Below are 13,699 nucleotides of genomic sequence, written 5' to 3' on the forward strand. Positions count from 1 at the left end.
GGCCGTGCTGGCTGGTGCTGCGCCGCCTGCGGCACGCGCACCGGCCGCTGCGCTGCGTGCAGCCCTACCGCCCCGCGCTGCCGCCGCCTGGCGCGGCGAGCCCGCCGTCCGCGGAATGACCGAACGAATGAAGAGAGATCCTGCATGCGCGTGATTGCCGTCGTATCGCCGCTCGGTGGAACGGGGCGGACCACCCTGACCGCCCACCTGGCCACGCTCCTGGCGCGCCAGGGCCAGCCCTGCCTGGCGGTGGAGCTGTGTGCCCAAAACCTTCTTGCCAGGCACCTGGGCATGCACGAGCCCAGCGCCCTGGGCTGGGCCCCCCTGGCAGCGGCAGGCCAGTGGTGGGCCGACGCCAGCTTCGACAACACGGACGGCGTCAGCGTGCTGCCCTTCGGCAAGGTGGCGCCGGAGGCGGTCGACACCCTGCACCGGCAGCTGCAGGTGCAGCCACGCTGGCTGCTGGACCAGCTGGAGCTGCTCGACGTGCCCGACGCCTGCACCGTGGTGCTGGACACGCCGGCCTGGCCGTCCCCCCTGGCACGGGCAGCACTGCGCTGCGCCGATGTTGTGCTGGTGACGCTGGAAGCCTCGGCCCGTGCCTGCGCCGCCCCGGACATGGTGCAGGCCCTGCTGCACGAGGCGACAACGGCCGCACCGGCAGACCAGGGCGTGCTGGTGACGCGCTTCGACCCGCGCCGGATCTCGCACCGCGAAGCGCTGCAGACGCTGCGCCAGCAATGGGGCGAGCGGCTGATCCCTTACACGCTGCACGAAGACGAGAACATCCCGCGCGCGCTTGCGCGCTCGATGAGCGTGGGCAGCTTCGCGCCCCAGGCGCAGTCGGCCCACGACCTGCAAGGCGTGTGCAACTGGCTCACCGGCCAACGCCAGATGCCCCCCTCGATGCTTGCGGCGGGAGCAAGCCGGCCATGACGGGGCAGCCCGAGACCGGCATGGCCCCGCGCGCCGACAGCGCCGCGGCGCACGGCGCCCGCCCATGGCTGCACCTGGCGTGGCAGTGGCTGGCGCGACAGCTCGAAGTGGCGCCCGGCGCCCCCTGGTGGATGTGGCTGTGGCGCTGCGTCGTGCTGCCCGCCACGCCGGACCGCGCCCTTCTGCCCTGGCTGCTGCAGCCGCTGCGCTGGCTGTTCGCCGGCCTGGGCTTTGCACTGCGCTGGGGCTGGAAGGGCCTGTCGCTGGTGCTCTTTGGCGTGTTCTGGCCGATCCGGCTGTTCCTGCGCGCCATGGACCGCCTGGCCACCCACGTGAATGTGGAAAAGGGCATGCGCATGGCCGACCAGTTGCTGTCGCCCGCCATGGAGATACCGGGCCTGCGCTGGGTGGTGCTAGCGGTGGGCATGGTGGCCGGCCTGGTGGTGATGACCACGCCCTTCAACTGGTTCGGACAGACCCTGTTCATGCTGCTGTGCTGGAGCCTGTCGCTGGTGCTGCGGCGCCTGCCGGGGCGCTACCCGTCGCTGGCGCTTGCGGCGATCAGCCTGCTGGCCATGGGCCGCTATGCCTGGTGGCGCGTGACCTCGTCCATCGAGTTCGACACGGCCATCGAAGCCTTCCTGGGTTACGGCCTGCTGGCAGCCGAGGCCTACACCTGGCTGGTGGTGGTGCTGGGCTTCATCCAGACCGCCTGGCCGCTGCAGCGCCGCCCGGCCGCACTGCAGGGCGTGCCGGCATCGTGGCCCACGGTGGACGTGTACATCCCCACCTACAACGAGCCGCTGAGCGTGGTGCGCACCACGGTGCTGGCCGCCATGGCGCTGGACTGGCCCGAGGACAAGGTCAAGGTCTTCATCCTGGACGACGGCCGGCGCGAGGAATTCCGCGCCTTTGCCGAGTCCATGGGCGTCGGCTACATCGTGCGCCCCGACAACAACCACGCCAAGGCCGGCAACCTGAACCACGCGCTGGGCAAGACCGATGGCGACCTGGTCGCCATCTTCGACTGCGACCACATTCCCACGCGCTCCTTCCTGACCACGGCCGTGGGCTGGTTCCAGCGCGACCCGAAGTGCGCCATGCTGCAGACGCCGCACCACTTCTTCTCGCCCGACCCGTTCGAGCGCAACCTGGGCACCTTCCGCCGCGTGCCCAACGAGGGCGCGCTGTTCTACGGCCTGATCCAGGACGGCAACGACTTCTGGAACGCCACCTTCTTCTGCGGCTCCTGCGCCGTGATCCGCCGCGGCCCGCTGATGGAAGTCGGCGGCATCGCCGTGGAAACGGTGACCGAGGATGCGCACACCGCCCTCAAGTTGCACCGCCGCGGCTACACCACGGCCTACATCAACGAGACCCAGGCCGCCGGCCTGGCCACCGAGAGCCTCTCGGCCCACGTGGGCCAGCGCATCCGCTGGGCGCGCGGCATGGCGCAGATCTTCCGCGTGGACAACCCCTTCCTGGGCAAGGGACTCACGCTGTGGCAGCGCATCTGCTATGCCAACGCCATGGTGCACTTCTTCTTCGGTCTGCCACGGCTGGTGTTCCTTACCGCGCCCATGGCCTTTCTGTTCTTCGAGTGGCACATCATCAACGCGGGCGCCATCATGATCGCGCTCTACGTGCTGCCCTACATCCTGCAGTCGAACATCGCCAACGCCCACGTGCAGGGCGAGCACCGGCATACCTTCTGGGCCGAGGTCTACGAGACGGTGCTGGCCTGGTACGTGGCCCTGCCCACCACGGTGGCCCTGATCAACCCGCGCCTGGGCAAGTTCAACGTCACCGCCAAGGGCGGGCTGGTGGAGCAGCCGTACTTCGACTGGGTGATCTCGCGCCCCTACACGGTGCTGGTGTTGCTGAACTTCGCGGCCTTCGGCTTCGGACTGGGGCGCCTGTTCTTCTGGAACACGGACGAGACCGCCACCGTGCTCATGAACCTGCTGTGGACCACCTACAGCATCCTGATGCTGGGAGCCGCGCTGGGCGTGGCCTCCGAGGCGCGCCAGGTGCGCCGCATGCACCGCGTGGCCACGCAGCTGCAGGCCACGCTGTACCAGGACGACGGCAGCGTGCTGCAGGCGGTGTGCATCGACTTCTCGATGACGGGCCTGGGCCTGCAGATGCCGGCCGGCACACCGCTGACCGTGGGCGACCGGGTCCAGGTAGGCCTGTGGCGCGGCAACACCGAGTGCACCTTCCCCGCCACCATCATGCTGCACCGGGGCCAGGGCGCCACGGGCCTGCAATTCGACCCCATGACCCGCGAACAACAGATCGACCTGGTGCAATGCACCTTCGCGCGCCCGGACACCTGGCGCGAGTGGAACGACAGCCACGACACCGACCGCCCCCTGCACGGCCTGCAGGAAATCGCCCAGCTGGGCGTGCTGGGCTACCGCAAGTTCTGGGAGTCGCTGCTCGAAGCCGCCCGGGCCCGCTGGCCGCTGGGCCGCCAGCGCGGGCAGCAAGGGCTGCGCGCATGAGCTACTGGAACCTGTATTTCCTGGCCAAGGTCGGCCTGTATTTCACGGGCTACATCGGCTTCAGCTGGTGGCTGAACCTGCTGCTGTGGCTGGCCCTGCTGCCGCCCATCGGGCACCGGCTGGCGCGGCGCACGCGCGCCGTGCTGGCCTGGCCCGTGGCGATCGCCCTGCTCTACTACGACTCCTACCTGCCCACGCTGGAGCGGGTGCTCTCCCAGCTCAAGGCCCTGGCCGGCTTCAGCGCCGACTACTGGCTGGAGCTGGCCGGGCGCCTGGTGAGCCCCGCAGCCCTGGTGATGGCCATCGCCGGCCTGTTCCTGTACGGCGCGCTGGCACGCCGCGTGCGCTTTGCCACCTTCGCCCTGGTCGGCATCCTGAGCGTGCCGCTGGTGGCTGCGATCCAGGAACGCAAGGCCGAGGAGAACGCCGCCGGCACCCTGGCCAGCCAGGGCGACGGCACGCAGGCGGCCGATGCCTCGGACCCCGATACCCTGCTGCAGAAGTTCTACGCCAGCGAGGGCCAAAAGCGCCTGCAGTTCACCCCAGCCGCGGGCGGCACGCCGCCCTTCGACCTCATCCTGCTGCACGTGTGCTCGCTGTCCTGGGACGACATGGAATTCGTGGGCCAGCGCAACCACCCGCTGCTCCAGCGTTTCGACATGCTGTTCACCAACTTCAACAGCGCGGCCAGCTACAGCGGCCCGGCATCGCTGCGGGTGCTGCACGGCTCCTGCGGCCAGACGCCGCACAAGAAGCTCTACGAAGGCATCGATCCACAGTGCTATGTGTTCCCCAACCTGGAAAAGCTGGGCTACCAGACGGCGGGCCTGCTGAACCACGATGGCGTGTACGAGGAGTTCGCCCACACGCTGGAGCAGCGCGGGGGCCTGGCCGGCAAGCTGCAGCGCAACCAGGACGCGCCGGTGCACATGCAGAACTTCGATGGCTCGCCGATCTACAACGACCATGCCCTGCTCTCGCAGTGGTGGAAGAAGCGCGGCGCCCAGGCCGGCGGCGCGCCCGTGGCGCTGTACTACAACACCATCTCGCTGCACGATGGCAACCGCGTGCCGGGCATGAGTTCGCGCAGCAGCCTCGACACCTACAAGCCACGCCTGGTGCAGCTGATGGCCGATTTCGACAAGTTCATCTCGGAGCTGGAGAGCGCCGGACGCCCGGTGGTGGTGATGCTGGTGCCCGAGCACGGCGCCTCGCTGCGCGGCGACAAGATCCAGATCTCGGGCATGCGCGAGATCCCGGGCCCGCGCATCACGCTGGTGCCGGCCGCCGTGAAGCTGGTGGGCATGAAGAAGGCCCCCGAGGCGCCGCCGACCGCGCCGCTGGTGGTGAACCAGCCCATGAGCTACCTGGGCCTGTTCACGCTGCTGGGCGACCTGCTGGCCGACAATCCCTACGCGGCAACGGCCCGTCCCCTGGCAGAGCGCCTGCAGGCGCCCGAAACCACGCCCTTCGTCTCGGAGAACGCCGACGTGATCGTGATGCGCAACGCGTCCGGCAAGTACATGATGAAGTCGGGCAACGGAGAGTGGATCCCCTACACCTATTGAAGCCCCGGGGCGCTGCGCGCCCTGGCGACCCGGCCAGATGGCCCCAAGATGGTGCAGGCATTGCGCTGGCGCAGTGCCGGGGCCAGCCGCTTCCCGCATAATCGGTCGAGAAGCCCGCCACGCGTCGGGCCTCTTTCTCGCCCACCCGCGGCACCCCCTCACGAATCCCGCCCCCGCATGAACCCACAAGCCCACCTGCTCTGGAAAGCGCCCCGCTGGGCTTTGGCGGTGCTGCTGGCGGTGCTGGGGATGCTGGGGCCGTTCTCCATCGACACCTATATCCCGGCCTTCTCGGGCATTGCCGCGGCACTGGGCGCCACGCCGGTGGAGATGCAGCAGACGCTCTCGGCCTACCTGTTCGGCTTCGCCTTCATGAGCCTGTTCCACGGTGCGCTGGCCGACAGCTTCGGCCGCAGGCCGGTGATCCTCTGGGGCATCGCGGTGTTCACGCTGGCCTCGGCCGGCTGCGCGCTGTCGCAGACCATCGGGCAACTGGTGCTCTTCCGCGCGCTGCAGGGCCTGTCCACGGGCGCCGGCATCGTGGTCTCGCGCGCGGTGATCCGCGACATGTTCCCGCCCGCCGAGGCGCAAAAGGTGATGAGCCAGGTCACCATCTACTTCGGCGTGGCCCCGGCGATCGCGCCCATCGTCGGCGGCTGGCTGTTCGTGCACACCGGTTGGCACAGCATCTTCTGGTTCCTGACCCTGGTGGGCGTGGCGCTGTGGACCGCCAACTACCGCTTGCTGCCCGAGACGCTGCACGTGGACCAGCGCCAGCCTTTCAACGTGCGCCACCTGGTGCGCGGCTATGTGCAGCTGGGCTCGAGCGCGCGCTTCGTGCTGCTGGCGCTGGCCAGCGGCGTGCCCTTCAACGGCATGTTCCTGTACGTGCTGTCGGCGCCGGCGTTCCTCGGGGACCACCTCTCGCTGGCGCCCACGCAGTTCTTCTGGTTCTTCATCCTGACCATCTCGGGCATCATGGGCGGCGCCTGGCTCAGCGGCCGCCTTGCCGGCCGCATCCCGCCCAAGCGGCAGATCCGCCACGGCTTTCTGATCATGTTCACGGTGGCGCTGCTCAACCTGGCGGCCAACCTGCTGTTCCCGCCCCATGCCTGGTGGGCGCTGCTGCCGATCGCCGTTTTCTCGTTCGGCTGGGCGCTGATGGTGCCGGTGGTGACGCTGCTGGTGCTGGACCTGCACCCCGAACGCCGCGGCATGGCCTCGTCGATGCAGGCCTTCGTGGGCTCCACGGCCAACGGGCTGGTGGCCGGCGTGATCGCACCGCTGGTGATGCATTCGACCGTTCTACTGGCCCTGTCCTCGCTGCTGATGCTGTGCATCGGCCTGGTGTCGTGGATCTACCTGCACCACCGCTGGCCCGACATCGGCCGCGCTCCCGTCAATTTCTGACCGGCCACCCCGCTGCGGCAGCAGGCAACTGCCGCATCACGGGCCTGACTGCCGGCGGTCCTTGTCCTTTTGCTGGTAGTAGCGGTTCTTTTCCGCGTACATGGCCTGGTCGGCGCGGTTGATGGTGGCCTCCACCACATCGCCAGACTGGCAGCTGGCAATGCCCATGGCCAGGCTCAGGTGCTGGCCGGGGTAGAACTGGTTGTTCAGGTCCAGCATGGAGATGATGCGCTCCTGCAGCGCCAGGGCCCCGCGTTCGTCGGTGCCCGGCAGCAGCACGGTGAACTCGTCGCCGCCGATACGCGCAGCACAGGCCGGCGCGTCCACGGCCTTGGCCAGCACCTCGCCCACGCGGCGCAGCATGGAGTCGCCGGCCGCATGGCCCTGCTCGTCGTTGACGACCTTCAGGCCATTGAGGTCGATGGCGATCACCGACAGTGGCCAGGGGCCCTTGCGCGTGACCCGGTTGAGCTCTTCGGCATAGAAGGCACGGTTGCGCAGCTGGGTCAGCACATCGTGCTTGCCCAGGTATTCGAGGTAGGCCTCGGCCTTCTTGCGCGCGGTGATGTCCACCAGCGACAGCAGCACCAGGCCCCAGTCGTGCCGGTGGCTGTCGAGCACCGAGAACTGCATGTGGATGTTCACCGCGTCGCCCGACAGCGAGTAGTTCACCACCTCGCGCTGCTGGAAGGTCTTGCCGTCCCACAGGTCCTGCAACTGCTCGCCGAAGGATTCGTGCATCTCGCCGCGGAACACGCGGCCGATGTTGTTGAGCAGCATGTCCTTGCTGGAGGCACCGAACATGCGCAGCGTCTGCTGGTTCACGTCGATGACGCGGATCTCCTGCATGCAGCGGCCCACAAAGTCGGGGTGCACCTTGAGGAAGGTCTTGAAATCGCCGATGCCCTGGGCGCGCACGCCATCGAGCAGGTTCTTGACCGCGCTGAAATCCTCGACCCACAGCGACACGGGCGAGTGCTCGAACAGGTCGCGTGCGTACTGCTCGCTGCGCTGGATGCGGCGTGCGTCGTTGAACTGCACGGTGTTGTCTTCCAGCGAGACCAGCACCCGGCTCCAGTCGTGTTCGTGGCCCGGCAGGATGCGCGCGCGCACCTGCACGTCCAGGCGCCGGCCATCGAGCGCGTAGTTCACGGTCTGGTTGGAGAACTCGAGCTGCCCATCCCACAGCTGTGCCAGCTCGTGCGATGCCGTGTCGTGGCGGTCGTCGCGAAAGACCTTGTCCAGGTTGGCGACCAGGTGCTCCAGGCTGTCGGCAGAGAACAGCTCCAGGGTGCGGCGGTTGACCTGCAGCACGCGCAGCGAGGCGCTGCACTGGCGCAGGCGGGCCCGGTCCTGGGCCAGGTGGGCACGGATATCGGTCACCCCTTCCGCGCGCCAGCCATCGAACAGCTGTTTGACCTCGCTGAAGTCCTCAAGCCACAACGACACAGGGGTCAGCTCGAACATGTGCTCGTAATCGGCCCCCGAGGATAGAGATGACACCACGACAAATTCCTCCGTGGGCAATTATTGACGACACGGCTGCAGAAAACAGGCCCGGCGTGGCAGCCGACGCAAAAAAGGGCTGGCACCTTGCGGTGCCAGCCCTTTGGTGAAGCCCGCCGGGGGCGGGTTTCATTCAGCAGGAGGATCTGTGATCAGCGTGCGGGACGGGCGGGACGCTTGCGTGCGTCGTGGGCCACAAAGGGCTTGCCGCCGCCAGCACCGGCTGGCTTGGAGAATGCGGGCTTGCGCGGAGCGAAGTCGCCACGCGGTGCGCCGGCGTCGGCACGGGGGGCGAAGCGGCCCTGGCCGGCATCGCCGAAGCCTGGCTTGCGGCCATAGCCTTCGGCATCGCGGCGCGGAGCGCCACCACCGAAGCCACGGTCTTCACGGGGAGCGCCATAGCCGCCACCGCCGTTGCCACCCTGGTAGCCACCGTCACGGCCGCCGCCTGGGAAGCCGCCGCGGTTGTTACTGTTGTTGTCGCTGCCACGGCCGGCGAAACCGCCACCAAAGCCGCCACCGAAACCACCACGGTCGTTGCCGCCGCGGTCATTGCCACGCGCAGGGTCATTGAAGCGGCCGCGCGATGGGTTTTCACGGTTGTCGTACGAGCGGCCCTGGCCACCACGGCCACCGCCGAAGTCGCCACCGCGCGGTGCCTGGGGCGCACGCTGGGTGGGCTCCATACCGGGCACGACTTCCGACTTGAACTGCTGGCGGCTGTAGGCTTCGATGTCGTAGATCTTGCGGCGGTCGCGGAACTCGGCGAACGTCACGGCCAGGCCATCGCGGCCGGCACGGCCGGTGCGGCCGATGCGGTGGGTGTAGTCCTCGGCCTTCATGGGCAGGCCGAAGTTGAACACGTGGGTGATCGTGGGCACGTCGATGCCGCGTGCGGCCACGTCGGTCGCCACCAGGATCTGCACCTGGCCGGCGCGCAGCGCCATCAGGCGGCGGTTGCGCAGGCCCTGGCTCAGGGCGCCGTGCAGTGCCACGGCCGAGAAGCCTTCCTGCTGCAGGTCATTGGCCAGGCCGTCGCACTCCACCTGGGTGCTGGCGAAAACGATGGCCTGGTTGATCGTGGTGTCGCGCAGCCAGTGGTCCAGCAGCTTGCGCTTGTGCTGGGCGTTGTCGGCCCAGTAGAGCACCTGCTTGATGTTGGCGTGCTTCTCTTGCGGAGAATCGATGGTCACCTTCTGCACCGACGAACCGCCGTCGTGCATCACACGCATGGCCAGTTGCTGGATGCGGGGCGCGAAGGTGGCGCTGAACATCATGGTCTGCTTGCGCTGGGCGGTCAGCTGGTTCAGTTCGGCCAGGTCGTCCGAGAAGCCCAGGTCGAGCATGCGGTCGGCTTCGTCGACGACCAGGAACTGCACCTTGTCGAGCTTGATCTGCATCGAGCGCTGCAGGTCCAGCAGGCGGCCAGGGGTGGCGACCACCAGGTCGGCGTTCTGCAGCTTGGCGATCTGCAGTTGGTAAGGCATGCCGCCCACCACGTTGGCGACGCGCAGGCCGCGGCAGTGCTTGACCAGGTCGATGGCGTCGTGCGCCACCTGCTGGGCCAGTTCACGCGTGGGGCACAGAATCAGGGCGCCGGGGGTGGCGGCCTTGAAGTTGCGCGAGCTGGTGGGGTCCTTGCGCTTGGCGCGCTTGGGAGCGGGTTCGCCACGTTCGGCGGCTTCGGCCACGGCGCGCTCGAAAGCAGCACGTTCTTCGGCTTCGGCAGCGGCTTGCTGGTTGATCAGCGTGTGCAGCACGGGCAGCAGGAAGGCCGCGGTCTTGCCCGAGCCGGTCTGGCTGGAGACCATCAGGTCAATGAAATGCTTGGCATCGGCGCCAGCACCCATGGCCAGGGGAATGGCCTTGAGCTGAACGCTGGTGGGCTGGGTGTAACCCAGGTCGGCCACGGCCTGGACGAGTTCGGGGGCCAGGCCCAGTTCCACGAAGCCATTGGGCTCGGCGGTCACGGCGGCATCGGCTTCAGCGGCAACGGCCACTGCGGCATCCAGGGGGGAGGACTGCACGGAAATGTCGGCAGCAAAGGAAGTATCGGCAGGCGCGAATTCGCCCTGCACCAAAGAGGTGTCGGTCATGAATTTTTCTCTCACGAAGACGGTCGCGGGCGCAGCCCACGATTGGCTTCGTCAAATGGTTAAAAAACATCAACCATCAAACGAAACCTGCGCTGGCTCTACTGGCCAAAGCGGGTGGGCGTTATTCGCCAGTCCTGCACTGTCGAAGGACAGTCGGCTGGCAAGCCCGGTGTGTGAGGGGAGATGCACAATCTGCGAGGGGATTCCTGCGCAGCCAGCGATTATGACACGGATAAGGGTTTCCCCGCAATACCCTTCAACTTCGCAACCCCTGTGGCGCGACCTGCCACCTGGCGCCCCCTTCAGGGCGCGCCGGGCGGCTGCAGCTGGCTTACTTCGCCCCCACCGACAGCAAGTGCTCGCGGTAGTGGGCCAGTTCGTCGATGGACTCGTGCACGTCGGCCAGGGCAGTGTGCTTTTGCGCCTTCTTGAAGCTGGTGTAGGCCTCGGGCTTCCAGCGCTTGGCCAGTTCCTTGAGCGTGCTGACATCGACATTGCGGTAGTGGAAGAACTTCTCCAGCTTGGGCATGTAGCGCACCAGGAATCGCCGGTCCTGGCCGATGCTGTTGCCGCACATGGGCGCCGTGCCCTTGGGCACGTACTGGGCCAGGAAGGCGATGATCTGCTGCTCGGCCTCCTCCTCGGTCACGGTGGAGGCCTTGACCTTGTCGATCAGCCCGCTGCGGCCATGGGTACCCTTGTTCCAGGCGTCCATGCCGTTGAGCAGTGCGTCCGACTGGTGGATGGCGAACACCGGGCCCTCGACGCGGGGCTCCAGGGTCGGGCCGGTCACGACGACGGCAATTTCCAGCAGGCGGTCGGTGTCGGGCTCCAGGCCGGTCATTTCGCAGTCGAGCCAGACCAGGTTCTGGTCCGATTTGGCGAGCTTCTGGGGGGTAGGGTTGTTGACTTCTGACATGGCCGGCATTGTCTCCTATGACCTAAACTCCCTGCACATGGCTCCCTCAGAAGACTTTTCCCCCTCGATGCTGCTCACCCTGGCCTTTGCCGCAGCCCTGATCGTCGGCCTGGCGCTCCGGTTCTGGCTGGCCAGCCGGCAGGTCCGCCACGTGGCGCGCCACCGCGCCAGCGTGCCGGCGGCCTTCGCCGAGCGCATCCCCCTGGCCGCGCACCAGAAGGCGGCCGACTACACCGTCACCAAGGCACGCCTGGGGATGCTGGAGATGGCGCTCGGTGCCGCGGTGCTGATGGGCTGGACCCTGCTGGGCGGCCTGGATGCGCTGAACCAGGCGTTGGTGGCCGCGATGGGCGGCGGCATGTGGCAGCAACTGGCCCTGCTGGTGGCGTTTGCGGCCATCAGCGGCCTCATCGACCTGCCGCTCTCGCTCTACCAGACCTTCGTGGTGGAGGAGCGTTTTGGCTTCAACAAGATGACGCTGCGCCTGTGGCTGGCCGATGCGCTCAAGGGCCTGCTCGTGAGCGCTCTCATCGGGCTGCCGATCGCGGCGCTGATCCTGTGGCTGATGGGCGCGGCCGGCCCCCTGTGGTGGCTCTGGGCCTGGGGCTTCTGGATGGGTTTCAACCTGCTGCTGATGGTGATCTACCCGACCTTCATCGCGCCGCTGTTCAACAAGTTCCAGCCGCTCGAGGACGAGTCGCTCAAGGAACGCGTGACGGCACTCATGCAGCGCTGCGGCTTCTCGGCCAAGGGCCTGTTCGTGATGGATGGCAGCCGCCGCAGCGCCCACGCCAACGCCTACTTCACGGGCTTTGGCGCGGCCAAGCGCGTGGTGTTCTACGACACGCTGCTGCGCCAGCTCGCGCCCGGCGAAGTGGAGGCCGTGCTGGCCCACGAGCTGGGCCACTTCAAGCACCGCCACATCGTCCAGCGCATCGTGGCCATGTTCGCCATGAGCCTCGTGGGCTTCGCGCTGCTGGGCTGGCTGTCCAACCAGGTATGGTTCTACACCGGCCTGGGCGTGCGCCCCAACATCTCGTTCGATCCGGCCCTGGCTGCCGCGCCCAACGATGCGCTGGCGCTGTTGCTGTTCATGCTGGCGGTGCCGGTCTTCACCTTCTTCATCTCGCCGCTCTTCGCGCGGCAGTCGCGCCGCCATGAATTCCAGGCCGATGCCTATGCCGTCGCCCAGGCCAGTGGTGCCGACCTCTCCTCGGCCCTGCTCAAGCTGTACGAGGACAATGCCTCCACGCTGACACCCGACCCGGTGTACGTGAAGTTCTACTACTCGCACCCGCCTGCCACCGAGCGGCTGGCGCGCATGCACACCCCGGCACCTGCCCCATGACTTCGCCCTCCTCTTCTTCGTCCATGCTCCCCAAAAAAGACTGGTCGGCCATCACGCGCCGCGCACTGACCGCCACCGAGGTGGTCACCCAATTGGCCAAGGTCGAGGGCTGGAGCCTGGCCGGCGACGGTGCCGACGTGGCCATCGAGAAGACCTACCGCTTCGCCAACTACTACGAAACCATCTCGTTCGTGAACGCCGTGGCCTTCGTGGCGAATGCGCAGGACCACCACCCCGACCTGTCGGTGCACTACAACCGCTGCGTGGTGCGGCTGAACACGCACGACGTCAAGGGCATCTCCAGCACCGACTTCGAGTGCGCCGCCCGCTTCGACGCACTGGTCGCCCTGTGAGGCAACAACACCATGGCTGAGCGCAGCGCCCTCATGGAAGGCACGGTGGTCGCCAGCCACGGGCGCCATTGCATGGTCGAGAGCCCCGATGGCGAGCGCCGCATCTGCCACCCCCGGGGCAAGAAGAGCCAGGCCGTGGTGGGCGACCACGTGCTCTGGCAGGCCCCCCCACCCGGCCAGGGCGAGGAAGGCACCATCGAGAAGGTCCAGGAGCGGCGCAACCTGTTCTACCGCCAGGACGAGATCCGCACCAAGTCCTTCGCAGCCAACCTGGACCAGGTGCTGATCCTCATCGCAGCCGAACCCGTGTTTTCCGAGAGCCAGCTCTCGCGCGCCCTGATCGCCGCCGAGGCGGCGCAGATCACCCCCATCATCGCCCTCAACAAGAGCGACCTGGTGGAGCCCTTCGCGCGCGCCTGGGAGCGCCTGCTGCCTTACCGCCACATGGGCGCGGGCAAGCACTACGGCGTGCTGCCGCTGTCGCTGCGCCTGTCGAGCGACGTGGACCGGGCCCTGCTCATGGAGCACCTCACGGGCAAGACCACGCTGGTGCTGGGCCCCTCGGGCTCGGGCAAGAGCACGCTGATCAACCTGCTGGTGCCCGGCGCCACGGTGCTCACCGGCGAGATCTCGCAGGCCCTGAACTCGGGCAAGCACACCACCACCAGCACGCACTGGTACTGGATGGACAAGGAACGCACCACGGCGCTGATCGACTCGCCGGGCTTCCAGGAATTCGGCCTGCACCACATCGCGCCCATGCAACTGGCGGCCTGTATGCCGGACATCGCGGCGCATGCCACGGACTGCAAGTTCTACAACTGCACCCACCTGCACGAGCCGGGCTGTGGTGTGATCGACGCGGTCAAGCGCGGCCCCGAGGACGATGGGATCAGCGAGAACCGGTACCGGATCTATGGCGACCTGTTCGCAGAACTGAGCCATACGCGGTATTGAAGCTTCGGCTTCTTGGCGGCTCCTGCTGTATGCCGAAGGCGGAGGCCGGGATGTGCGCCCGGCGACGCACCTTCTTTCTTTTGCGTCGCCAAAAGAAAG

The 13,699-nt window shown here is 67.6% G+C and carries 10 protein-coding genes; 7 read left to right on the forward strand and 3 right to left on the reverse strand.

Annotated elements, in window-relative coordinates; translation table 11 throughout:
- The first annotated feature begins 144 nt into the window (after positions 1-144).
- From bcsQ to PMI14_RS24580, 4 genes are all read left to right on the forward strand, one after another.
- Positions 145-936, forward strand: coding sequence for a cellulose biosynthesis protein BcsQ (bcsQ, locus tag PMI14_RS24565; protein ID WP_007858450.1), 792 nt, complete (start codon positions 145-147; stop codon positions 934-936).
- On the forward strand, positions 933-3,443 hold the full coding sequence (gene bcsA, locus PMI14_RS24570) for a UDP-forming cellulose synthase catalytic subunit (RefSeq protein ID WP_007858451.1): 2,511 nt from the start codon (positions 933-935) through the stop codon (positions 3,441-3,443). The genes bcsQ and bcsA overlap by 4 nt, the downstream gene beginning before the upstream one ends.
- On the forward strand, positions 3,440-5,011 hold the full coding sequence (gene bcsG, locus PMI14_RS24575; RefSeq protein ID WP_007858453.1) for a cellulose biosynthesis protein BcsG: 1,572 nt from the start codon (positions 3,440-3,442) through the stop codon (positions 5,009-5,011). The genes bcsA and bcsG overlap by 4 nt, the downstream gene beginning before the upstream one ends.
- 177 nt (positions 5,012-5,188) lie before the next feature.
- Positions 5,189-6,421 (forward strand): multidrug effflux MFS transporter, encoded by a 1,233-nt coding sequence (locus PMI14_RS24580; protein WP_007858455.1) that lies wholly within the window; start codon positions 5,189-5,191, stop codon positions 6,419-6,421.
- Positions 6,422-6,457: 36 nt separating this feature from the next.
- On the opposite strand, the gene PMI14_RS24585 is transcribed toward PMI14_RS24580, so the two are convergent.
- From PMI14_RS24585 to orn, 3 genes are all read right to left on the reverse strand, one after another.
- Complete coding sequence (locus PMI14_RS24585) at positions 6,458-7,927, reverse strand: GGDEF domain-containing protein (protein WP_007858458.1); 1,470 nt, start codon at positions 7,925-7,927, stop codon at positions 6,458-6,460.
- Between the two features lie 152 nt (positions 7,928-8,079).
- Positions 8,080-10,023, reverse strand: a complete 1,944-nt coding sequence (locus tag PMI14_RS24590) for a DEAD/DEAH box helicase (protein ID WP_007858460.1) — start codon at positions 10,021-10,023, stop codon at positions 8,080-8,082.
- Between the two features lie 331 nt (positions 10,024-10,354).
- A complete protein-coding gene (orn, locus tag PMI14_RS24595; protein WP_007858462.1) occupies positions 10,355-10,942 on the reverse strand; it encodes an oligoribonuclease in 588 nt (195 codons plus the stop codon).
- 37 nt (positions 10,943-10,979) lie between these two features.
- On the opposite strand from orn, the gene PMI14_RS24600 reads away from it, so the two are divergent.
- The 3 genes from PMI14_RS24600 to rsgA are packed head-to-tail and all read left to right on the forward strand — an operon-like array spanning position 10,980 to position 13,600.
- Positions 10,980-12,290 (forward strand): M48 family metallopeptidase, encoded by a 1,311-nt coding sequence (locus PMI14_RS24600; protein WP_007858467.1) that lies wholly within the window; start codon positions 10,980-10,982, stop codon positions 12,288-12,290.
- On the forward strand, positions 12,287-12,643 hold the full coding sequence (locus PMI14_RS24605; protein ID WP_035205574.1) for a 4a-hydroxytetrahydrobiopterin dehydratase: 357 nt from the start codon (positions 12,287-12,289) through the stop codon (positions 12,641-12,643). Before PMI14_RS24600 ends, PMI14_RS24605 begins: the two co-directional genes overlap by 4 nt.
- Positions 12,644-12,655: 12 nt before the next feature.
- Complete coding sequence (gene rsgA / locus PMI14_RS24610) at positions 12,656-13,600, forward strand: ribosome small subunit-dependent GTPase A (RefSeq protein WP_007858475.1); 945 nt, start codon at positions 12,656-12,658, stop codon at positions 13,598-13,600.
- The last annotated feature ends 99 nt before the right edge of the window (positions 13,601-13,699 follow it).

Origin of the sequence: Acidovorax sp. CF316 (assembly GCF_000276605.1) — a bacterium.
In the GTDB taxonomy this organism is placed as follows: Bacteria; Pseudomonadota; Gammaproteobacteria; order Burkholderiales; family Burkholderiaceae_C; genus Acidovorax.

What these genes read in the sequence shown, in the direction of transcription:
- PMI14_RS24580 (WP_007858455.1), top strand. Translation starts at nt 5,189, where the DNA reads ATGAACCCACAAGCCCACCTGCTCTGGAAAGCGCCCCGCTGGGCTTTG.
- PMI14_RS24590 (WP_007858460.1), bottom strand. Translation starts at nt 10,023, where the DNA reads ATGACCGACACCTCTTTGGTGCAGGGCGAATTCGCGCCTGCCGATACT.
- bcsG (WP_007858453.1), top strand. Translation starts at nt 3,440, where the DNA reads ATGAGCTACTGGAACCTGTATTTCCTGGCCAAGGTCGGCCTGTATTTC.
- PMI14_RS24605 (WP_035205574.1), top strand. Translation starts at nt 12,287, where the DNA reads ATGACTTCGCCCTCCTCTTCTTCGTCCATGCTCCCCAAAAAAGACTGG.
- orn (WP_007858462.1), bottom strand. Translation starts at nt 10,942, where the DNA reads ATGTCAGAAGTCAACAACCCTACCCCCCAGAAGCTCGCCAAATCGGAC.
- bcsQ (WP_007858450.1), top strand. Translation starts at nt 145, where the DNA reads ATGCGCGTGATTGCCGTCGTATCGCCGCTCGGTGGAACGGGGCGGACC.
- PMI14_RS24600 (WP_007858467.1), top strand. Translation starts at nt 10,980, where the DNA reads ATGGCTCCCTCAGAAGACTTTTCCCCCTCGATGCTGCTCACCCTGGCC.
- rsgA (WP_007858475.1), top strand. Translation starts at nt 12,656, where the DNA reads ATGGCTGAGCGCAGCGCCCTCATGGAAGGCACGGTGGTCGCCAGCCAC.
- bcsA (WP_007858451.1), top strand. Translation starts at nt 933, where the DNA reads ATGACGGGGCAGCCCGAGACCGGCATGGCCCCGCGCGCCGACAGCGCC.